The organism is Nonomuraea sp. NBC_00507, assembly GCF_036013525.1.
Lineage (GTDB): Bacteria > Actinomycetota > Actinomycetes > Streptosporangiales > Streptosporangiaceae > Nonomuraea.
The window spans coordinates 5,105,620-5,127,454 of sequence record NZ_CP107853.1 but is presented as its reverse complement, the minus strand read 5'-3'; the positions used below and the strand labels follow the sequence as shown (position 1 = coordinate 5,127,454).

Here is a 21,835-nt window from a genome sequence, read left to right as displayed (position 1 = left end):
CCGGCGTTCGTGGTGAGAATTGCAACCAGAGCCCTCCTCACCATCCTGCTCTCGGTCCTGGCAGGATGCGGACTCCTCTGCGTCCTGATAGGCAGCGTGACCATCGGCAGCGCCATGTTCGTCGGAGCGGCCGTCTCCCCCCTCGTGGTGTCGTGGTCGCTCCGCCGTACAGGGAGGCGACGACTCGCCTTCCTCTGCGTGCCCACCACACTTCACTTGACCGGCGACGGCTACAAGGTTGAGACCGAGCAGTCCACCGCCACGACGCGATGGTCCCTGTTCGGCCCGGTCGTCACCACCCCGGAGTTCTGGCTGTTCTTTGTCAACAGGCAGTTCACCGGTTTCCTCCCCCGCCGTGCCTTCACCGACGAGCAACAGGCGGCGCTCGATGCCTTGCCGCGCGTCAGGACACCCCGGTCTCCTGAACCCGCCACATCCGCGCAGGTCCGCCACCGCGATCTCTGCCGCCGGACGACGGCCAGGCACGCCGCCCCCACCTCCCGCCCCTGACCCCACGGCCAGGGGCTCGGAGGTCGTGTGCCGGGCTTCCCGGGAGTTGTAGAACAGGCGTACGATACCGTGCGTGATTGACGACGAGGTGGGGGCGCGGCTGCGGGAGATCTGCCTGTCTCTGCCGGAGGCGATCGAGAAGCCGTTCGGTGGCCATACGGCGCCCTCGTTCCGGGTCCGGGACAAGCTGTTCCTGATGACCAGCGAGGACGGGCTGACGATGATGTTCAAGGCCGGTCCTGGCGTGCAGGAGGCCCTGGTGGCGTCCACCCCGGAGCGCTTCTTCGTGCCCGCGTACGTCGGCGGCAAGGGGTGGGTCGGCGCCCGGCTCGACGTGGAGCAGGACTGGGATGAGATCGACGAGCTGATCAGGGACAGCTACCGCCTGATCGCGCCGAAGCGGCTGGTCGCCCTCATGGACGGACAAGTCTGAGGCGACGGCGTCAACGTCACACGGACGAGCAGCCCTGGCCCGGCGATGCGGTTAGGATCTCTTTCACTGTCGAGGGGTCGCATCGGGAGGGAACCGTGACGGCGGAGCCGGACCAGGAGGCGCTGGGCGTATTCTGCGCCGCCCTGCCGCAGCTGCGCACGCTGCTGCGCGGCCCCGCGTCGAGCGGCCGCCGCGCCATCGTGGCGCAGACGGTGCTGGCCGCTCGTCGCGGCGAGCCGATCGATCGATTCCTGACCCAGCTAGGCATCGACAGCCCCAGGACCGAGCCGGAAGACACCAGGTCCCCGCACTCCTCGCTGCCCACGGCGCTGGACTCCGAGCGGGGACCGGTCATCGGCGACTACGTGTGCCCCAAGGGGACCTGCACGCGCGTCGTCCACCGCGAGGCCGACGCGGAATTACCCACCTGCGAGATACACGAGCAGGCGCTGCGTTTCGTGGCCGAGAGCTGAGAACGCGGCATGACAGGCTTCCTCACCGAACTCGGCAAAAAGGTCGCGGAGCGGTGGGTCGCTCTGCTCGTCCTGCCCGGGCTGGTGTTCACGGCCGTCGCCACGATGGCGATCATCCTCGGACAGCGGCACTGGGCGGATGCGGGACTGCTCTGGCGAAAGCTGATCGAGCTCACCGCGGCGGCCGGCGGTCAGCAGCAGGCCGACCTGGTGCGGACCGCGGTGCTGCTGGTCGTCCTGCTCGTCGCGTCCTCGGCGGTCGGATTCGTCGCGCGATCGCTCGGCACGCCCGTCGAATACCTGCTGGCCGGGAGGTGGCCGGCCGTCGCCCGTCCGCTCACGACCGCGCTCACCGAGCGGCGCAGGCGGGCCTGGAACCGGCTCAGGCAGGATTACCACAACGCCGAGGCCGACGGCGATCACGCCCGTCTCGGCGAGCTCGCAGAGCTGAGGAACGCCGTCGCGCTGACCGAGCCACGCCGGCCGACCTGGACCGGCGACCGGTTGCACGCCCCCGCGACCAGGGTGCGCAAGCAGTACGGCCTGGATTTGGGCGCTGCCTGGCCACGCCTGTGGCTGCTGCTGCCCGACTCGGCGCGCGAGCCGCTCACCGAGAGCAGGCAACGTTTCGATGAGGCGACCGCCCTGGGCGGGTGGGCCGCGCTGTACGCCGCGCTGGGCGTGGTGTGGTGGCCGAGCGCCGTGATCGGGCTGTGCGCCGGGCTGGTCGCGTGGCGGCGGGCGAGAGCGGCCGCCGGCGTCTACGCCGAACTGGTCGAGGCCACCGTGGACGTCTACCTGGACGATCTGCTCGAGCGGTTCGACGACGAGACGCGGCCGATCCGGCCGGGACGAGGAAAGACGATCAGCGAGAGGTTCCGTAAGTCCACCTGACGGAGAGGGCGACCATGCGTGACCAGCTGCTCAGCGGGCTTCGCACCCGGCTCGCCACGGTGTCGGGCACGGGCGACGGCGCCGCCGTTCTCGACCCCGAGGCCTTGGCCGAGGCCGAGCGGCTGCTCGAGTTCCTCGCCACGCAGGAGGGCGTGGATGAGGAGGTGTTGTCCGCGGTCGGGCTGCTGCACTGGTTACGCGCGGCGGTCATGCTCGAGGAGCAGGGACAGCAGGAAGAGTGGGGCCGCGCGCTCGTCCTCCTGATGCCCTTCTATCTGGCCACGCCGGACGCGCTGCCCGGCCAGGTGCGCTCCTCGTTCAGCGAGTGGCTCGGTCCGGACGACCCGGTGGGGGAAGAGCGGACGTACGCGTCCGCCGAGGCGCTGTCCAACCTGGCCATGTTCGTGCTCGAACGCTTCACCCGGCTGCACCGGCGCATCGACGGCGAGGCCGCGATCGGGCTGCTGCGCCGGGCCCTGCACCCGCTACCGCCCGATCATCCCTCCCGTGCGACGATCCTGAGCAATCTCGGGTATGCGCTCATGCTGAGCGATGTGCTGACGCCGCCGGACGGGAGTCCGGAGCCGCCGAACCTCGACGAGGCCCTCGCGGTGCTCAGAGAGGCGTTCCAGGGCACCCCACGAGAGCACTCGAACCATGCCCGCTGTGCCAATGGCCTGGCCCTGGCGGTGAAGGCCAAGGCTCTCAGGACCCGGGACACGGCGCTGCTGTCCGAGGCCATCGAGCTGTTCCGCCTGGCCGTGGACACGGCGACGAGCGCGGATCAGAACCTTCCGCAGATTCTCGCCGATATGGGATCCTCGCTGCTGCTCTGGGCGGATGCCACGGGCGAGGCCGATCCCGCCGTCCTGGACGAGGCCGTCTCCGTCCTGCGCCGGGCCGTGCAGCAGACCCCCGAGCACGGCCCCGAGCGGCGTGCCCGGCTGAGGCTGCTCGCCAGGGCTGAGCTGCGGCGGCCCCCGAGGCCGTCCGCCACCCGCCGGCTCGACCCCGAGACGCGGCGCCGCGTGGACGATCTGACCGGACTCATCGCACGGGCGATCCCGGCCGCCGGCGGCGAGGTCTCGAACGAACCGGACAACATGTTCGCCGTCGTCGCCCGGTTGCTGGGCATCGCCCCGTCCGACGGCGAGGGGCACCACGCGCAGCTCATGGACCTCTTGGCCGGTTTCCTGCGCGACACCTCGGACACCGACCTGGAACGCAAGGCGTTCGAGTTCATGCGGCGGCGATCCAGCCACCTGAGCGCGGACGATCAGCTCGACGCGATGCTGACGCAGCTGTTCGCCCCTGACGAGCCGCCTTCGACGCCTGTCGACCCGGCGAGTTTCGACGAGGTGCTCGACCTGACCGAACGCCTGCTGCGGGAGCTGCCGGACGACCATCCCGAGCGCCCCCTGCTGGCGGTGAACCAGCTCATGATCCAGCTGCTCCGGCGGCAGGGCGGCCTCGGCGAACCGGGCGGGATCGGGCAGATCGGGGAGACGGTCGCCTTGCTGACCCGGCTGATGGAGGTGCTTCCATCGCTGATGAGCTCCATGAACATGTCGGCCACCCTGGTCGGCGACATGACCATGATGAGAACCTCGCTGCTGTCCCCGTTCGAGACCCTCGCCGTGCTCGAGGACACGCTGAAACACGCCCGCGGGAGGCTCGCCGCCCTGCCGGAGGATCACCCGGAGCACACGGCGACGCTGAAGACCCTCGCACACGCGCTGTTCCAGCAATACCACCTCATCCATGAGGAATCGGACTATCAGGAGGCCGTCAGCCTGACCCGCCGGATCGTCGCCGGCGACGTGGCGCAGGCCAGGCGGCTCGTGATGGCGTGGGGGATGGCGGCACGATCCCGCGCCAGGTTCCGTGCCCTGGCGGCGGCCTCGCCGAGCGAGCACGACCTGCCCGCGCGCGGCCTGGCTCGCCTGTCCTCGGACGAGGCCGTATCCGCGATCCACCGCAGCGACGCTCCGGCGGCGTTGGAAGCACTGGAGGACGGGCGCGCGCTGCTGCACTCCAGCGCGCTCAACGCACGCAGGGAGCTGGAGAACCTGCGGGCCGCCGACTCCCGGCTGGCTGAGCATTTCGTCGCCCTGCGCGAGCGGATCCGCGAGGTCAGCACCGATCTCGGCTATGAACCGCCGCTGGACGACCTCGGGCGCTTGCATGACATGGCCTCGGAGTGGAGTGAGCTGGTCGGCCGGATCCAGGCGCTCCCCGAGTTCGGGAGGTTCCTGATGCCGCTGCCGCTGGGCATGCCGGACCTGGGACCGGCCGCCGCCGAAGGGCCGGTGGTGAGCATCAACGTCAACCCGCGCCGCTGCGACGCGCTTGCTCTGTGCGCCGACGGCGTCCGCCTGGTGCGGCTGCCTGACCTGCGTGCCGCCGAGCTCATCGAGCAGGCAGAGGCGTTCCACACCGCGGTTCGCACCGCGCAGACCAGCTCGGAGCTGCTGGCCGGCCAGGCGCAGCGGGTGCTGCTCGACACCCTCGGCTGGCTGTGGGACGTCCTGGCCGAACCCGTGCTGACGGAGCTGGGCTTCACCGAGCCTCCGCAAGACGGGTCGTGGCCTCGGCTGTGGTGGTCGCCGACCGGGCCGCTCAATGCGCTTCCCCTGCACGCCGCCGGCCGTCACACGATCGCCGGCGCGTCCGTCCTCGATCGCGCCGTCTCGTCGTACACGCCCACCCTGCGCGCCCTGCTGCACAGCCGCTCCCGTCCCGTGCCGTCGCGCCGCGCCGGCCTGACCGTGGCCATGCCGGCGACTCCCGGCCATGCCGCGCTGCCGGAGACCGCGCGTGAGGCCGTCGAGGTCACCTCCCGGGTCCACGGCCTGGCGCTCATCGGCCCGCAGGCGTCCCGCGCCGCCGTGCTGGCCGCGCTGCCCGACGCGACCGTCGCGCATTTCGCCTGCCACGCCAGCAGCGACCCGTACGACCCTTCGGCGAGCCATCTCCTGCTGGACGACGGGCCGCTGAACGTCACCGAGATCAGCCGGCTCCACCTCGACCACGCCGAGCTGGCCTACCTCTCCGCCTGCGCGACCGCCCGCGGCAGCGCCAAGCTCGCCGACGAGGCGATCCACCTGGCCTCTGCCTTCCAGCTGGCCGGCTACGCCCAGGCCGTCGCCACACTGTGGGAGATCGGCGACCACGTCGCGGCGACGATGGCCGCCGACTTCCACCGAGAGCTACGGGAGACGATCGACGCTCCGATCCGGATCCCCGGCGCACTCGCCCTGCACCTGGCCACGCGCCGCATGCGCGAGGCCAGGCCTGGGCAGCCCTCGGCCTGGGCGGCATTCCTGCACTCGGGGGCATGACCCGGTGATCGGTCAGCTGGTGACGGTCACGTCGCGGAGCAGGAAGTAGCCGACGGAGTCGGCCTGCAGGTAGAGATGGAACTTGTCGGCCTTGGACTTGGCCGTGTTGTCCGCGGTGACGATCGTGGCGACCACATACTTCTTGGCCACGTTCGTGCGGATCCTCCCGTATGCGTATGTGGTGTGGGTCATGTCCCTGCGGATGTTCACCGCGTTCGAGGTGAGCTTCGCCAGCCGGTTGGCGGTGGCCTTGGCGGCCTTGTCGCTGGGGAACGCCATGATGACCTGCACCGCCTTGAGGTGCCCGCGGTACGCCGAGTAGGCGATCTGGACGGCGCGCTCGCACTTGTTCCTGGCCAGCACACCCTCACCGTCCACCGGATCGCACGTGTCGTACGTCCAGCCCTCAACCTTGTTGGCGTCGAACTTGACGCCGGTCAGGTCGAACTTCCAGTCGTCGAACTCGGTGTGGGCGATCGGCGATCCCGGCTGGGCCTTCGTCGAGGTGGCCGGGCTGCCCGTGGGCTCGGCGGCCGACTCGGTCGGCTCGTCCGACGGCTCCTTCGACGGGGATTCGGACTGCCAAGGCGCCGTCGTGGGGGCCGCCGTGCTCGGCAGGGCGACGGAGGGCTTGGAGCCGGAGGCGTTGAGGTAGGAGACCGCGCCCACCGTGCCGCCGGCCAGGAGGAGGAGGAGGCCCAAGCCGACGGACAACCCGATGATCAGCGTGCTGTTGCGCTTGGGCGGCAGACCGTAATCGTACTGGTCCTGGAGCATGCCGTACGGGTCGCCGTGGCCGTACTGATTCTGCGAACCGTACTGGTTCTGCAGGACATACGGGCTCTGGGCACCGCCGTAGAGGCTCTGCGGGTCCCCGTAGACGCTCGGGGAGTCGTAGGGGTTGTACGGACCCTGCGGGCCGGGTGCCCCGAGTGCGCCGTGCCGGCCATGCTGACGGCCGAAGCCGGTCGGCGGGCCCCCTTGCCGCGGCTGGGGGCCATGTCCCGGCTGGCCGTACCCAGGCCGGAGGTGCTCCTGCGGTGCTCCCTGTGCCTGCGGACCCCACGGATCTTCCGGGGGAGGTTGTGGAGGGTATGCCATTGCCCCATTGTGTGGTGTTTCATCACCCCTGCTCCGGCCCCACCGCCATCCGGCATAGGAGTGAACCGGGCCTCCGCGCCCGTACGTACTAGACCAAGGCCTTCACCCTCCACATGCTCTCTGTGCTGCGGGAACAGGCCGTCAGCGGCGCCGCGGCTCCCAGGACTCGAGCCGCGCGCGGATCTCCTCGCGGACGGTACGGGACAGCGCGTCGTGGCGGGCCTGGTCCATCAACGCATCGATGTGGACCCGCGCCCCCGACTCCGCCGACCGCACCGCCGCCTCGACCATGGCGAGGCTCATGATGTTGCGGGCGATCGCCCCTGACGGCTCCACGCCCGTGCGCAGCGCCCCCACGAACTCCTCCAGCGCGCCGCCGATCTGCTCGTTGGCGCCCGGCGGCACGTCCGCCGCGCCGCTCACGCTGGAGGTGACGCGGTCCTCGCCGTCCCAGGTCGCGGCGCCCCCGGAGCCGGCCGCCCGCCACTGGCCGTTCCAGGACGTCTCCAGCCCGTCAGTGCACCAGGCGCCGGTGTACACGTAACGGGTGCCGTCGTCGAAGAGGAACGTCGCCGTCGCCGCGGCGTCGCCCCGATACCAGCTCCAGGCGGGGTTCCAGCTCTCGCAGCTGACCGAGACCGGCTCCGCGTCGAGCAGGTAGCGGGCGGCGTCGAAGGCGTGGATGGCCATGTCCACCAGCAGCGGTTGCTCCATCTCGTCGCGGAAGCCGCCGAAGCGCGGACCGCGGAAGAAGTCGGTGGTGAGCAGGCCGGGGGTGCCGAGCTCGGCAAGGCGGCGCCGGTATTCCGCCAGCGCGGCGTAGTAGCGGCGCGACTGGCTGATCATCAGCAGCCGGCCGGTCGCCTCAGCGGCGGCGACCTGGACGACCGCCTCGGCCAGCGTCGGCGCGGCGGGCTTCTCGCACAGGACCGGGACCCCGGCGAACAGCGCCTCGACGTTCACCTCGGCGTGGGCGGCCGGGACGGTGACGTTCACGACGGCGTCCGGCTCGGTGGCCGCCAGCAGGCCGCCGAGCGAGACGTCCACCTTGGCGTCGGCGCCGACGGCGCGTACGGCCGCCTGCGCCCGATCGACGTCGAGGTCGGCCACCCCGACGAGCTCGACGTCGTCGGACGCGGTCAGGGTACGCATCCAGGCCAGGCCCATCGCACCTGCACCGACCTGCACCACGCGGAGCGGGCGCGCCGGATCGGCGACGCGGGCGAAAGCGCTCACTCGGCGTTCTCCTTGTTGTGCATCGCACCCTGGTAGCCGTGCCCGTTGAAGAAGTCGCCCATCTCGTAGCGCAGCAGGATCGGCAGCTCGCGCCGGGACCGGTCGCCGACCGCCCACTCGACGCCATTGGCGATGACGTGCAGCACGTCCGGATGGTGATACACCGGATAGTCCTGGTCGCCGGGGCTGAAGTAGAAGATCTTGCCGTTGCCGCGCCGGAAGGTGCAGCCGCTACGGAACACCTCGCCGCCGGTGAAGGAGCTGATGAAGATCAGCTCGTCGGGCTCAGGGATGTCGAACTGCTCGCCGTACATCTCCTGGGCGGGGATCTCGATGGGGTGGGGGATGCCGCGGGCGATGGGGTGGGCCGGGTTCACCGTCCAGACCAGCTCACGATCGTTGGCGCTGCGCCAGCGCAGCGTGCACGTGGTGCCCATGAGCTTGGTGAAGATCTTCGACCAGTGACCGGAGTGCAGCACCACCAGGCCCATGCCCGACAGGACGTGCCGGTGCACCCGATCGACCACCTCATCGGACACCTCCGCGTGCGCGGCGTGGCCCCACCAGGTGAGCACGTCGGTCCCGGCGAGCACCTCCTCGGTCAGGCCGTGCTCGGGGTCGTCGAGCGTGGCCGTGGCGACGGTCGCCTTCTCCCCCAGCCAGCCCTCGATGCCGCGCCGGATGGCGTTGTGCATGCCGTCCGGATAGATCTCGGCCACACTGGGCTCGGCCTGCTCGTGCCGGTTCTCACCCCACACGGTGACGTGAAGAGGTCGCATGATGACGTGTCCTTTCTTCAAGGGATTCACTTGACGGCGCCGCTGACGGCGCCTGCCGCGATGTAGCGCTGGGCGAAGATCAGCAGCAGGGCCGCCGGGACGGAGGCGAGCACCGCGGTCGCCATGACGGCGCTCCAGTCCTGGGTGTTCGCGCTGATGTAGTCGTAGATGCCCAGGGTGATGGGCCGCACCTCGGGGGTGCTGGTCAGGGTCAGGGCAAAGAGGAAGTCGCTCCACGCCGACAGGAAGGTGAACAGGGCGGCGGTCACGATCGCGTTCTTGCTGATCGGTACGACGATCGACAGGAACGCCCGCAGGTTGCCCGCCCCGTCCACCATCGCGGCCTCCACGAGCGCCCCGGGAATGGCGCCCATGAACGCGCGGATGAGCAGCACGGCGAACGGGATGCCCGCGGCGGTGTTGGCGAGGATCAGGCCGAGGACATTGTTGATCAGGAAGAGCGAGTTGAAGAGGGGGTAGAGCGCGTTGGCGATGACCATGACGGGGATCATCTGCGTGATCAGCAACACCAGCAGGAACACGCTGCTGCCCCGGGTACGGAAGCGCGCGAGGCCGTAGGCGGCGGGCGTGGCGATGACCAGGGTCAGCACGACCGTTCCCAGAGCGACGACCAGGCTGGTGACGAAGTTCGGGCCCTGTTCCTCCAGGGCCTGCGCATATCCGGAGAACGTCGCGTTGAGCGGGAGGAATTCGGTGGAGGCGGCGCCGGAATCGGCCTGCAGGCTGCTGTTGAGCATCCAGTAGACCGGGAAGATCATCACGGCGAGGAAGAAGACGCCCAGCACCGTCATGGGCAGCCGGCGCACGGTCGATGACGTGTTCACTCGTGGGCCTCCCGCCGGGAGATGAAGAGGTAGACCATGGCGAAGACGAGCGACACCACGATGAGGACGTTGCTGATGGCGGCGCCTTCCCCGAAGTTGAACTCGACGAACGACTTGTTGTAGGCGTTCGTCGCCAGGGTCTGGGTGGAGTTGGCCGGGCCGCCGCCGGTCAGGCCGAGGATGATGTCGACGACCTTGAGCGTGTAGACGACGCCGAGCACCAGGACGACGCTGACCACGGATCTGATGCTCGGCCAGGTGATGTGCCTGAACGCCTTCCACCCGACCGCGCCGTCCAGCGATCCCGCCTCATACAGCTCGCGCGGAACCGCCTGCAGACCGCTGTAGAGGATCGCGACGTTGAACGGTATCCCGAGCCAGATGTTCACGCCGATGACCCCGATGAGCGCGAGGGTCGGGTCGACCAGCCACGGGACCGGATCGACGCCGAACAGGCCGAGAAACTGGTTGAGGACGCCGCTCTCCTGGTCGAGCATCCACTTCCACACCGCGCTGGAGGCGATCAAGGGCAGCAGCCACGGCAGCAGCAACAACGACCGCAGGAAACCGCTCAACGGGAAGGTGCGCTTGAAGAACAGCGCCAGGGCCAGCCCGATCACGAACTGGAAGGAGATCGACCCGATGGTGAACAGCGCCGTGTTCACCAGGGTCGTGGTGAACAGGCGGCTGGAGAAGGTCGTCACGTAGTTGGCCAGGCCGACCCAGGGCGCCTCGCCGCTGTAGAAGGTCGAGACCCCGTACTCCTGGAAACCCATGACGATGTTCTGGACGATCGGGTATCCGAAGAACATCGCGACGAACAGGATGGCGGGCAGGCAGAACAGCCACTGCGCGTGGCGCCGGAACAGGCGCATCCATGCCGCCTTGCGGCCCAGCCTGCCGAGGGAGTCTCCTGCGGCGGTGATGCTGAGGTTGGCTGAGGTCATGAGCCACTCCTTTCGATGAAGACCGAGGAGCCCGCGTGCCTCGGGACGGGCCGCCTCGTTGTCGAGTGGCTACTCGCCCTGTGCCTGCCGCAGCGCTTCGGCCGGTGTGGCCAGACCCGTCAGCGCGATCTGCACGGCGTTGTAGATCTTCGTGGCCGCCTTGGGCCAGTCAGGCCCGAGAATCCCGGTGCGCGAGCGCGCGTTCCGCACGGCGCCGACGAACGGCATGACCGTCTGGCTGGACTCCCCGAACTTCTGCGCGACGCCCAGGTCCGCCGGGATGTTCTGCCTGACTTCGGCCGACTGGAGCTGGCTCGCCGATGAGACGAGACATTTCACGAACTGCCCGCTCTTGGCCATCTTGGCCTTGTCGCCGGTCCGCGGCACCGTGAACATCTCACCACCGAGCGGGGCCACCGGGTCCTGCGATGCCATCCGCGTGGGGACCGTGAACGTGCCCCAGTTCACGTCCTTCTGCTCGTTGAGCGTGGGGATCTGCCATGGGCCGTTGACCACCATCGCGGCCTTCCCCGCGATGAACTGGTCGATCACGTCGTCCTGGCTCCAGATGACCGAGCTCTTGGACATGGACCCGTCGTTCTGCAGGTCGACGAGGAGCTGTAGCGCCTGCGCGGTCTCCGGAGTCGTGATGTCCTCCTCCGAGCCGCCGTTGCTCCACATGAACGGCAGGAACTGCCACGTCCCCTCGTAGGTGTTGATGTTGCTCATCGCGAAGCCGTAACGGTCTTGCGTGGTGAGCTTCTTCGCGGTGGCACGCAGCTCGTCCCATGTCTTGGGAGGTGAGGTGATGCCGGCGGCCTCGAACAGGTCCTTGTTGTAGAAGATGACGAGGGTGTTCACGGCGGGGGCGAGGCCGTACAGCTTCCCCTCGTACGTGCCGGCCTTCACGACGGACGGCACCAGGCCCTCTCCGCTCACGCCGTAGTCGGTCAGCGGTGCGAGCGCGCCGGAGGCGGCTATCTGCTGTCCGTCAGGGTTGTCGAGCATCAGCACGTCGGGAAGGGTGCGCGAGGAGCTCTGCTGAAGCACCTTGGGGATCAGCCCCGGCCCTGGGATGTGGTTGATCTCGATGTCGACGCCGAGGCTCTTCGCGCACGCGTGGTAGATCGGATCATGCGCCTCGTCGTAATAGTCCTGGATCGTCAAGGTGTTCTTCGCTTGAGCGTCGGCAGCACCCGCTCCGCCGCATCCGGTCAGGGCGGTCAGGGTGAGGGGGAGGAGGGCCGCTGCCGCGACAGTCACTTTGGGCGCCTTACCGCGGCGCTTCCGTGCTGTCTCCATGAGAGAACTACTCCTTCTGCGGAACCGGAATGCATCCGGCGTATCCGTGCATGACCGCCTCCTCGACGGTGCACGGCGGGTGGGGGCTTTTCATAGAGTCGGACCACGGAGTCAACGCTGCAATTGGGTCATGTAGGGTCACGGCGGCCCGTCCGCCTGCGCTTTCGCGGCACGAGCGGAAGGGGGCCCGCATCGCTCCGGGCTATGGACATTGATCAATCAAACCGCTTAACCGGCTGGTGCTTGTGAAGTATGTTGCGCCGATCGTCAGGCAATGTCAACAAGAAGTTAAGCGGTTTTACGAATGCCCTTGGGATATAGTCGCAGTGCCTCGCGAGTTTCTCCCATCTCGCGCGCCCTCAGCAGCCGGGAGGCGGCACCCATGGTCACGATGCGCGACGTCGCCCAGCGTGCGAACGTCTCCATCGCCACGGTCTCCTTCGTCATCAACGGCACCAAGCCCGTCGCGCCGGAGACCCGGGCCCGCATCGAAGCGGCCATCGAAGAGCTCGACTACCGGCGAAACGTCGTCGCCCGCGCCCTGGCCAGCTCCCGCACGCGCATCCTCGCGCTGTTGCACCCGGACTTCGAAGCCCGGCCCAACGCGACGGTGATCCAGTTCGTCATGAGCGCCGCGCACGGCGCCCGCGAGCGCGGCTACGACCTCGTGCTGTGGCCGGTGAACGCCGACGAGCAGATGTCGCACCTGCTCGCCGGCGGCCTCGTCGACGGGGCGCTGCTCATGGAGGTGCAGATCCACGACTCCCGCGTCGACCGGCTCATCGCCTCGCGACTCCCGTTCACGCTGATCGGCCGGACCGACAACGACGACCTGCCGTTCGTCGACATCGATTTCGCCACCACCATGGACCAGGCGGTCGACCATCTCCGCTCGTTCGGCCACGAGCGCATCGCGCTGATCATCCAGCGGACGAAGGCGGCTCCGGGAGACGAGCCCGGCCGGATCATGCGGGCTGAGGCCGCCTACCTCGACACGATGGCGGCGCTCGGCCGCCCGCCCGTCGTCCTCCCGGTGGAAGGCACCTCGGCCGGCGGCAGGGAGGCCGCACGCATCCTGCACGACGACCACCCGGACACGACGGCCGTGATCCTCGTGAACGAGGGCGCCTCGGCGGGCCTCGTCAAAGGCACGCGTGCACTCGGCCGCACCGTGCCGGACGATCTTTCCATCATCATGGCGTCCACCACACGCGAGCTCGGCGAGATGATCGAGCCGTCCCTGACGGTCATGGCGGCACCGGCTCCCCAGCTCGGCCGCCTCGCCGCGGACGCGCTGATCGACCAGCTCGAAGGGGTCCAGGACAGCCCGCCGCACATCCTCATCCCCTGCACCCTGGTGCCGGGCCAGTCGGTGGGGCCCGCGCCGCTTCGCCCCTGACGTGCGGACCCTCTGTTCACGCGCGAGGCACGTACGGCGACACCAGAGTCCGCGCACCTGGCCTAGCGCAGCCACGCGGTGCTCGGCGGCTGCCGCGGCCATGCCGAGCAGCGGCGTGCCCACGATGGCGCCGAGGTTCAGCACGAGCAGGAAGGCCAGCGCCGAGCCCAGCGGGTAGCCCGCCTGACGCATGATCTGCGCGAGCCAGGTGTTCAACCCGTACACGAGCAGCAACCCCACGCCGGTGCCGAGCCAGAACATCGCCCGCCAGCCCAGCGCGGGGATGAGGGCGATGGCGGTCGGCACGACGCCGCCCAGACCGATGCCGGCCACGAAGCGGGCGAATCCGAACAACTCCACAGTCGGCGCGGCGGCCGCCAGGCCATCGCGATCGAGAACCACGCGATGCACCCGAGCATGACGCGCCTCCGCCCGACCAGGTCGGTGATCGTGCCGATCAGCATGGCGCCGATCAGCATGCCGATCAACGCGTACGAACCGATCCGGCCGATCTCGGCCGCGCCGAGCTTCCACTCGGCGGACCCCTCGGCGAGCGTCGGGACGACCGTGCCATAAACGATCAGGTCGTAGCCGTCGATGATGATCGCGGCGCTGCAGAGCGCGACGACGACGATCCTCGACCTCGAGTCAGGAGGCGCTGCGCTGGTGCTCACGATTCCCTCCCCGCGGCTCGGGGCGGCACGGTGGCGGACGGTGGGGTCTCCTCGGACATGAGGTCTCTGTTACGTTCCCACCGCGAGGGGCCCGGGCATGGCTAAGCTCGCGCTGGTCACACGGCATGCGCCCAGCACGAGGGAGTCCGCTTACGCGTCCTTGAGCACGGTTTCGATGAACCGGTGGGCCGGCTTGGCCAGCAGGTCGTGCAGTTCGAAGAAGGTCTCGGCGGCTTTCACGCCGTTCCAGTCCGCGGGCAGCACTTCAGCGGGAAGCCCCGGGTCGGAGTACGGCAGCCGGCGCCAGTCCGTGAGGGCGCTGACGTGGTCCGCGAACGCCTGGGCGGGATCCAGGGTCTTGCGATCGCGATAGCTGTCCAGCACAGGGCCGTACTGAGCCAGGAACTCGTCGTACAGACGCTGCAGGCGAGACAGGTCCCACCAGCCCGGAATCTGCTCCCTGATGTCGGTGAACGCCAGATGGTGGGCTTGGAAGAGATTGACGTAAGCACTCAGCCCGTAGCGCTCGAGGGCGTCTCGCGTCTCGTCGAGCAGATGGGCGGGCGCGATCCAGACTCCCGCGGCGACCGTGCCGAAACCGAGCCAGGACAGCCGGGAGCGCAACTGGTGCCGCTTGTCGCGTTCGGTTTCCGGCACGCTGAAGATGGCCAGCAGCCACCCTTCACTGGAGGTCGCCTGTCGCCGCTCGAAGATGCGCCGGTCACCCTCGCGCAGGATCTGGTAGGCCTCCTCGGTGAGCGCGTATCCGGCCGTCCCGTCGACCTTGGCGGCGGCCAGGAGGCCGCGCCGCTTGAGACGGAAGATCGCCGAACGGACGGACGGCGCGTCCACACCGCAGCGGGCGAGCAGCTTGATGACCGAGGCGACGCTCATCCAACCGCCGACCTCGCGTGCGTAGAGGCCGTAGACGGTGACGATCAGAGCACGGGGCTTCTGGCCCTTTCCATTGGCTTCGTCGTCTTCGTTGGCCACCATGGTGCACCTCTTGCGCGCTCACGGACGCACTCCGGCGGATGGCGTGCTCCCTACCCGGTATCAAACGGTCTTCATCGTACCGACTCGCCGAAGCCCGACCGAGTGCACTAGGCCGGGTCTCACAACCTCCTGCCGATGCTCCGCAGCGATGCGAGTGCGGCGCTCACGATGCCGGTGGGACTCAGAACTGCGGTCTCGTCCCAGTCGATCAGCCAAACGTGTCCACTCTGGTCGAGCACGGTGTTGAAGGTGTGGCGGTAGTCATCATCCCGTCACCCTCCCAGCGCCCGCGGGGAGCGAAGAAGCGTGCGCGTGCACCCACCAGGCGAGCGGAAGTGCGATCAGCACCACCGCCTGGATCGCGAGCAACGCCGGAACGATGCCCCAACGGTCTGCCACCAGGCCGGCTCCCAGGGCGACGAGCGCGTAGAGCACGCTGCCGAGCAGCGACGCAAGCGAACCCATCGTCGCGCGTTCCCGGTCGGTGAACTCGCGCTGCAGCAACGTCTGCTGGGCGATTGTCGTCATGCCGTAGGCCGGTGACCCAAGCAGCACGGGCGAAAATACGGTCGGCTTGACCAGCGCCACGAAGTTCGCCACGTTGTCGAACAGCTCACCGAACAGCAGAGTGCGGGCCGCGCCCACCCGGCCGATCACCCAACCACTGACGCGGAAGCCGACGAAGGCCACGCCATGGCCGAAGGTGCGCCACAGGCCCAGCGCCCAGAGCGGCCACAGCCCTGCCACGAAAGCAGGCGACAACTGGGCCGCGCTTTCGCTGCTGTAACGCAGCGCCGACACCAGAGTCATCCGGCGGAGCACCGGATTACGGCGGATGCCGCGCAGGGCCGATCCGAGATGCAGCAGCACGTTCGATTCCAGCGGGCGGTGCACCCGCGGTTCCCGGACCCGCAAGGCGACGAGCACGCACAGCACCTGCGGCACGACCGACAGCACGACCACCACACGCAGCGACCACGCGCCGGCGACCACGCCACCTATGGCTGCCGCCAGTGCGAGCGCGATCTGGAACATCGAGTTCACCCGGCCCGAGTGCCGGGGGAACTCCTCCTCCCGGCCGGCTTCGAGCAACGTGTCGTAGAGCAGAGACTCGTTGTTGCCGCTCCACAGTGAGGTCGCCAATCCCTCCAGCACGACAGCTGCCAGGAGGAGGCCGTAGCCCCAAGCGCCGGCGTACCCGAGATGGGCGGCCACCATGACGACGGCACCGGCGATCATCGTGCCGCGTCGGCCGAGGCGGTCGGAGAGCACCCCGGTAGGGACTTCGAACGCTGCCGAAGACAGCATCTTCACCGCCAGGAGGCTGGCGGCAGCGGTGTACGAGCCGGTGACTTGCGCGAAGTAGATGACCATAATCGGCCCGTACATGCGGAAGTCGCCGAAGAAGTTGAACCAGCTCAGCAGGCGGACATTCCGGTTGACAGTCTGATCAGCGGAGTTGGGAGCAGGCGGAGCTGACCTCGACCGTTGAGATTTCCTGCCGAACGGAGCAGCGATCAGGCGTTCGACCAGGACACGTACACGGAGCAGTGAAGAATGACGAGCGGACACAGCAGAACTCCCGGAAAGGCGAACGGAGACGCCAAACGGCGCCAAGGGCCGGTGACACATGTCACCTCGCCCCGGCGACCGGGATGTGTGCTGACTTTGCTGCTACACGCGCGGCGTTAGAAGCCTGCGACTGCGGTCACCAAGGGCGAACGGAAGCTCCGGTCATCGTTGTAGACATCAGTGCTCCTCAATTCCCCAGGCGGACGGGATTCCGCAACAGCTTCAACTCTAGCGACCGAAGGACTTACGTGTCCGCTGAATCACGGACACAACGGCGGGTAACCGCGGGCCATGATCGTCGGGCTCGACAAGCTGCGCGCTCAACTCGTGAGACGCGCCTGGCCGCCGTTCAGCGCTCGGGCCTCCATCGGGCGTGCCGGGTGGTGGACGCGCCCTCGCGGATGAGCTGCAGCCGCGGCTTGGGCCCGTCGGTCCGGCCCGTCTGCGGCTTGCGGCGGCCTGCCCGCCATGGGTCGGGCCACGCCGCGCCGGATCCGGCGTATTCCTGCTCGACGGCCGCGTGCAGCGTCCAGCTGGGATCGTAGAGGTGGGCCCGGCCCAGGGCGCACAGATCGGCCCGGCCCGCCAGGATGATCGAGTTGACGTCGTCGTAGGAGGAGATCACGCCGACCGCGATGGTCGGGATGCCGACCTCGTTGCGGATCTTGTCGGCGTACGGCGTCTGATAGGACCGGCCGAAGGCCGGCTTCTCCTCCGGCGTGACCTGCCCTGTGGACACGTCGATGGCCGCGGCGCCGGCGTCGGCGAACGCGCGCGCGATCGCCACGGCGTCGTCGGCGCTGATGCCGTCCTCGACCCAGTCGGTGGCCGAGATGCGCACGGTCATCGGCTTGTGCCTCGGCCAGACCTGACGCATCGCGCGGAAGACCTCGAGCGGGTAGCGGAGCCGGCCGGCGAGGTCGCCGCCGTACTCGTCGGCGCGGCGGTTGCAGACCGGGGAGATGAAGGACGACAGCAGATAGCCGTGCGCACAGTGCAGCTCCAGCAGGTCGAAACCGGCGTCGTCGGCATGCCGCGCCGCGTCGGCGAACTGCCGTTTGATCTCCTCCATGTCGGCATGGGTGAGCTCGCGGGGCACCTGGTTGACCCCTTCCTTGTACGGCAGGGCGGACGGCGCGACGACCTCCCAGTTGCCCTCGGGCAGCGGCTGGTCGATCCCCTCCCACATGAGGCGCGTGGAGCCCTTGCGCCCGGAATGGCCCACCTGGATGCCGACCTTCGCCGTGCTCTCGCGGTGCACGAAGTCGGTGAGCCGGCGCCACCCGGCCACCTGCTCGTCGTTCCAGATGCCCGTGCAGCCGGGCGTGATGCGTCCGGTATCGGAGACGCAGACCATCTCGGTCATGACCAGCCCGGCGCCGCCGAGCGCCTTTCCTCCCAGGTGGACGAGGTGGAAGTCGTTCGGCATGCCGTCGACCGCCCGGTACATGTCCATCGGCGACACCACGACGCGGTTGGCGAGTTCCAGCTCGCCGAGCCGGAAGGGGTGGAACATCGGCGGCGTCGCGGGCCCGTCTCCCGGGCGCTGCGGCTGCCGGCCGGCGAACCAGGCGTCGACGCGGGCCACGAACTCGGGGTCGCGCAGCCGCAGGTTGTCGTAGGTGACCCGGCGGCTGCGGGTCATGATGTTGAACGCGAACTGCTCGGGCTCCTGGCCGACGTACTGCCCGAGGTTCTCGAACCATTCCAGGCTCGCCTGCGCCGCCCGCTGGGTCGACCGGACGACGGACTTGCGCTCGCTCTCGTACGCGGTGAGCGCCTCGTCGAGGGTGGGCCGCTCGTGCAGGCACGCCGCCAGGCTGAGGGCGTCCTCCATGGCGAGCTTGGTTCCCGAGCCGATGGAGAAGTGGGCGGTGTGCGCGGCGTCGCCGAGGAGCACGATGTTCTCGTGCCGCCAGCTGTCGTTCCTGACCGTGGTGAAGTTGATCCACTTGCTGTTGTTGGCGAGTAGGGAGCAGCCGTCCAGCTCCTCGGCGAAGATCTCCTTGACCCGCTCGATGGACCTCTCGTCGGACTCGCCGGGCGCGAACGGGCGGGCGGCGAGGGCGTCGAATCCGGCCCGGCGCCAGACGTCCTCGTGCATCTCGACGATGAAGGTGCTGCCGTGGGCGTCGAAGGGATAGCCGTGCCCCTGCATCACGCCGTAGGGCGTTTCGACGACGTAGAACTTGAAGGCGTCGAACACCTTGTCCGTGCCGAGCCACATGTATTTGCAGGCCCGCTGCTCCAGGTCGGGATGGAAGGAGTCGGCGTGTTTCGAGCGGACGGCCGAGTTGACCCCGTCGGCGGCGACCACCAGGTCGTGGGTCGCGGCGAGCTGGGACACGTCCGGCGCCTCGGTGAGGAAGTGGATCGTGACGCCGAGCTCCCGGCAGCGCTGCTGCATGATCTCCAGCAGCCGCTTGCGGCTCAGCGCCGCGAAGGCGTGACCGCCGCTGGTGAGCACCTGTCCCCGGTAGTGGACGTCGATGTCGTCCCAGCGGGCGAACTCCGCTTCCATCCGGCGGTAGATGCCGGGATCGGCGTGCTCGATCCCGCCGAGGGTCTCGTCGGAGAACACCACACCGAATCCGAAGGTGTCGTCCGGGGCGTTGCGCTCCCAGACGGTGATCTCGTGTCCCGGTCCCAGTTGCTTGGCCAGCACGGCGAAATACAGGCCGCCAGGCCCTCCCCCGATGACCGCGATCCGCACGATGTCCTCCTCATGTGACGACGGGCCGAGCGTCAAGTTATACCGTATTTCGAACGACCGTCAAGAATACGCAATTTCAGTGACTGGACTGCCCCACGTCGCGCGCCTGCCAGGCGCCTCAGCCCTGGGGAACCTTCAGCCTCTCGTCAGGGATCACGGCGGTGCCGAGGATTTCGATCATGGCCTCCGGTTGCCACAGCTCGGTGCACCCGATGCCGGCCATGGCTGGATAGACGGGCCCGGCCAGCTCCCGCCAGACCTTGCCGATCTCCTTGCCGTGCGCCTGGTAGCCGGCGATGTCGGTGAGGTAGATCGTGATGCTGACCAGGTCTCCGGGCTCTCCGCCCGCCTCGCGCAGCGTGGTCAGCAGGTTGCCGAACGCCTGCCGGAACTGCTCGACGATGCCCCCGTCCACGATGCGCATGTCCTTGTCCAGCGCGGTCTGCCCGCCCAGGTAGAGCGTGTTCCCGTGCAGCGTGCCATGCGAGTAGCCGCTCGGCGCCGGAAGGGCTGCGGGATTGACGGCGATGGGCTTCACGGCGGTCCTCCTCGACTCGGTGTTCATATTGACATTATCTGACGATCGCGAAGAATACGATATATTCGCGCCGGTTCGCCCCGCACCCCGCGGACCACCGATCTGAAGGGACAGCCACATCCATGAGCCCCACCTCGGAGATCGTGACGGCGGCACTCAGGCTCACCCCGACGGCTCCGGAGCACTTCGACGAGGCCTATGTCGCCAGGTCGCAGGACTGCCCCTGGCCCAAGGCGTACGGAGGCGACCTCGTCGCACAGGCCGCCGCCGCGGCGATGCGTTCGGCCGGCGACGACAGGACGCTGCATTCGCTGCACAGCTACTTCATGCGCCCCGTCGAGGTCGGCGCCGAGATCCGTTACGAGGTCGAACGCCTCAGGGACGGGCGGAGCTACTCCACGCGGCACGTCCGCGGGTATTCCGGCGGCACGCTCGCGTACCTCGCGATGGCCTCCTTCCACGCCGGGGAGCAAGGAGGTGAGTATGCCGCGACCGGGCCGGAAGGCCTCCCCGATCCCGACGCACTGCCGACCAGCGCCGCCTACCTGGACGCGACAGAGCCGGGCACGGAGGCGGGCGGCACCATGACCAAGGAGTCGAAGGACTATTGGTCGTCGGGTCGCGGCTTCGACATGCGGCACGCGCCCGGCCCGGTCTATCTGAAGGTGGACGGCGACCCGGTCCCGCACCAGGCGATCTGGGTCCGGCCCTTCGACCCGCTCCGTCCCGTCGAAGGGCTCACCTCGCGCGCACGCGACCTGGCCGCCCTCGCCTACGTCTGCGACTACACCATCCTGGAGCCGATCCTGCGCGTCCTCGACCTGCCGTGGGCCCGTCCGGGGCTCACCACCGCCAGCCTCGACCACGCCATGTGGTTCCACCGCCCCGCCACGATGGACGACTGGCTGCTCTACGCCCAGGAGGCCGAGGCGGCCCAGAACGGCCGCGGCCTGGGACTCGGCCGCTTCTTCGACCGCGAAGGACGCCACCTCGCCACGGTCGCGCAGGAAGGGGTCATCCGTGCGTCCTGACCACCGCCTCTCCCTCGCCGACCGGCGAGAGCCCATGAGCGGCAAGGCCGCTTTCGAACAGGTGATGCGGGTCGAGTGGAGCGACACCGACGCCTCAGGACACCACCACAACACGGCCGTGACCAGGTTCGTGGAGGCGGCCGAGGCCGCGCTGATGCGCGAGCGCGGGATCACCGGCTACTTCGGCAACGCGCCCCGGGTGCGCTACGAGGTCGACTTCGAACAGCGCCTGTTCTTCGGCCAGCAGGTCACCGTCATGCTGCACGTCGAAGCCGTCGGCACCTCCTCCATGACCTTCCGTTTCGAGGTCTGGGGGGAGGAGTTCGACGGACACCCCCGGCGGCGGGCCGCGGCAGGGCGCTATGTGGTCGTCCACGCTCCCCGGGGCGAGGACCGGAGCCGTCCTTGGCCTGCCTCCTGGCTCACTTCGTTGTTCATTGACAATTGATGACGACCGTGAAAAATACGAGATAAGCACCTCGCCGACCACAACAAGGGAGCCGGCCTCATGGAGCCCGACCTCAGCAAGTACCGCCTCGACGGCGACAACTCGATGTACCGGCTGCCCAGCGGTCTCGTCGCCCCGGTGGTGACGCGCGGCGGTCACGAGAACGTCAACACCGCCGACTCAGGCGGCGCCGTCCGGGTCTCCGGCGTCAGCATCCAGCACACCCCCGCCACCCGCCTCTGGTTCGGCAAGGTCAGCAACGAGCCCGGCTACCGCTCGGTGTCCCACCATCACGGCGAGGCCGAGACCGGCGGCTACGTCCTGTCGGGCCGGGCGCGCATCTACTTCGGCGAGAAGTTCGAGGACTACGTCGACATGGAAGAGGGCGACTGGGTCTTCGTGCCGCCGTACATGCCGCACGTCGAGTGCAACCTCTCGCGCACCACGCCGCTGGTGTGGATGACCACCCGCACGCCGGAGAACATCGTGGTCAACCTGCCCGACGTCGCGGACGCCGACCTGCGTGACTGGCTGGACCGGTGAACCCCCGCACCGCCTGACCCGCCGGGTCCACGCTCGGCGGTCCCTCTGGAAGGACTCCCC

20 protein-coding genes are annotated in these 21,835 nt (G+C 68.8%); 9 read left to right on the top strand and 11 right to left on the bottom strand.

Annotated features, from left to right (window positions below):
* The first annotated feature begins 96 nt into the window (after window positions 1–96).
* From OHA25_RS25030 to OHA25_RS25010, 5 genes are all read left to right on the top strand, one after another.
* Complete coding sequence (locus OHA25_RS25030) at window positions 97–510, top strand: YcxB family protein (protein WP_327589937.1); 414 nt, start codon at window positions 97–99, stop codon at window positions 508–510.
* Between the two features lie 73 nt (window positions 511–583).
* On the top strand, window positions 584–943 hold the full coding sequence (locus OHA25_RS25025; protein ID WP_327589936.1) for an MmcQ/YjbR family DNA-binding protein: 360 nt from the start codon (window positions 584–586) through the stop codon (window positions 941–943).
* A gap of 95 nt (window positions 944–1,038) precedes the next feature.
* On the top strand, window positions 1,039–1,416 hold the full coding sequence (locus OHA25_RS25020) for a hypothetical protein (protein ID WP_327589935.1): 378 nt from the start codon (window positions 1,039–1,041) through the stop codon (window positions 1,414–1,416).
* Between the two features lie 9 nt (window positions 1,417–1,425).
* On the top strand, window positions 1,426–2,310 hold the full coding sequence (locus tag OHA25_RS25015; protein ID WP_327589934.1) for a hypothetical protein: 885 nt from the start codon (window positions 1,426–1,428) through the stop codon (window positions 2,308–2,310).
* Window positions 2,311–2,324: 14 nt separating this feature from the next.
* Window positions 2,325–5,651 (top strand): CHAT domain-containing protein, encoded by a 3,327-nt coding sequence (locus tag OHA25_RS25010; protein ID WP_327589933.1) that lies wholly within the window; start codon window positions 2,325–2,327, stop codon window positions 5,649–5,651.
* A 12-nt stretch (window positions 5,652–5,663) separates the two neighbouring features.
* Here OHA25_RS25010 and OHA25_RS25005 read toward each other — a convergent pair whose 3' ends face one another.
* The 6 genes from OHA25_RS25005 to OHA25_RS24980 all read right to left on the bottom strand — a co-directional run bounded on the left by OHA25_RS25005 (window position 5,664) and on the right by OHA25_RS24980 (window position 11,861).
* A complete protein-coding gene (locus OHA25_RS25005; protein WP_327589932.1) occupies window positions 5,664–6,752 on the bottom strand; it encodes a hypothetical protein in 1,089 nt (362 codons plus the stop codon).
* 141 nt (window positions 6,753–6,893) lie between these two features.
* Window positions 6,894–7,988: a Gfo/Idh/MocA family protein gene (locus OHA25_RS25000; protein WP_327589931.1), complete on the bottom strand. Its 1,095-nt coding sequence runs from the start codon at window positions 7,986–7,988 to the stop codon at window positions 6,894–6,896.
* Window positions 7,985–8,767: a ThuA domain-containing protein gene (locus OHA25_RS24995; RefSeq protein WP_327589930.1), complete on the bottom strand. Its 783-nt coding sequence runs from the start codon at window positions 8,765–8,767 to the stop codon at window positions 7,985–7,987. The genes OHA25_RS25000 and OHA25_RS24995 overlap by 4 nt, the downstream gene beginning before the upstream one ends.
* A 26-nt stretch (window positions 8,768–8,793) precedes the next feature.
* Window positions 8,794–9,612, bottom strand: coding sequence for a carbohydrate ABC transporter permease (locus OHA25_RS24990; RefSeq protein ID WP_327589929.1), 819 nt, complete (start codon window positions 9,610–9,612; stop codon window positions 8,794–8,796).
* On the bottom strand, window positions 9,609–10,559 hold the full coding sequence (locus OHA25_RS24985) for a carbohydrate ABC transporter permease (protein ID WP_327589928.1): 951 nt from the start codon (window positions 10,557–10,559) through the stop codon (window positions 9,609–9,611). Before OHA25_RS24985 ends, OHA25_RS24990 begins: the two co-directional genes overlap by 4 nt.
* A 69-nt stretch (window positions 10,560–10,628) precedes the next feature.
* Complete coding sequence (locus OHA25_RS24980; RefSeq protein ID WP_327589927.1) at window positions 10,629–11,861, bottom strand: sugar ABC transporter substrate-binding protein; 1,233 nt, start codon at window positions 11,859–11,861, stop codon at window positions 10,629–10,631.
* 382 nt (window positions 11,862–12,243) lie between these two features.
* On the opposite strand from OHA25_RS24980, the gene OHA25_RS24975 reads away from it, so the two are divergent.
* Window positions 12,244–13,260 carry a LacI family DNA-binding transcriptional regulator gene (locus OHA25_RS24975; RefSeq protein ID WP_327589926.1) on the top strand — a complete coding sequence of 339 codons (1,017 nt, stop codon included), beginning with the start codon at window positions 12,244–12,246 and terminating at the stop codon, window positions 13,258–13,260.
* Between the two features lie 212 nt (window positions 13,261–13,472).
* Here the strand turns inward: OHA25_RS24975 and OHA25_RS24970 are convergent, their stop codons facing one another.
* From OHA25_RS24970 to OHA25_RS24950, 5 genes are all read right to left on the bottom strand, one after another.
* Complete coding sequence (locus tag OHA25_RS24970; protein ID WP_327589925.1) at window positions 13,473–13,934, bottom strand: MFS transporter; 462 nt, start codon at window positions 13,932–13,934, stop codon at window positions 13,473–13,475.
* Window positions 13,935–14,084: 150 nt separating this feature from the next.
* The gene (locus OHA25_RS24965; protein WP_305915356.1) at window positions 14,085–14,930 is read right to left on the bottom strand and encodes a PaaX family transcriptional regulator; all 846 of its coding nucleotides are present in this window, start codon (window positions 14,928–14,930) and stop codon (window positions 14,085–14,087) included.
* A 264-nt stretch (window positions 14,931–15,194) separates the two neighbouring features.
* Window positions 15,195–16,502: an MFS transporter gene (locus OHA25_RS24960; protein ID WP_327589924.1), complete on the bottom strand. Its 1,308-nt coding sequence runs from the start codon at window positions 16,500–16,502 to the stop codon at window positions 15,195–15,197.
* 349 nt (window positions 16,503–16,851) lie between these two features.
* Window positions 16,852–19,215, bottom strand: coding sequence for a bifunctional salicylyl-CoA 5-hydroxylase/oxidoreductase (locus tag OHA25_RS24955; protein WP_327589923.1), 2,364 nt, complete (start codon window positions 19,213–19,215; stop codon window positions 16,852–16,854).
* A 118-nt stretch (window positions 19,216–19,333) separates the two neighbouring features.
* Window positions 19,334–19,753, bottom strand: coding sequence for a RidA family protein (locus OHA25_RS24950; protein ID WP_327589922.1), 420 nt, complete (start codon window positions 19,751–19,753; stop codon window positions 19,334–19,336).
* A 122-nt stretch (window positions 19,754–19,875) separates the two neighbouring features.
* Here OHA25_RS24950 and OHA25_RS24945 point away from each other — a divergent pair, with 122 nt between their 5' ends.
* The 3 genes from OHA25_RS24945 to OHA25_RS24935 are packed head-to-tail and all read left to right on the top strand — an operon-like array spanning window position 19,876 to window position 21,775.
* Window positions 19,876–20,784, top strand: a complete 909-nt coding sequence (locus tag OHA25_RS24945; RefSeq protein WP_327589921.1) for an acyl-CoA thioesterase — start codon at window positions 19,876–19,878, stop codon at window positions 20,782–20,784.
* On the top strand, window positions 20,774–21,232 hold the full coding sequence (locus tag OHA25_RS24940) for an acyl-CoA thioesterase (RefSeq protein WP_327589920.1): 459 nt from the start codon (window positions 20,774–20,776) through the stop codon (window positions 21,230–21,232). The genes OHA25_RS24945 and OHA25_RS24940 overlap by 11 nt, the downstream gene beginning before the upstream one ends.
* 60 nt (window positions 21,233–21,292) lie before the next feature.
* On the top strand, window positions 21,293–21,775 hold the full coding sequence (locus OHA25_RS24935; RefSeq protein WP_327589919.1) for a cupin domain-containing protein: 483 nt from the start codon (window positions 21,293–21,295) through the stop codon (window positions 21,773–21,775).
* Window positions 21,776–21,835: the final 60 nt, after the last annotated feature.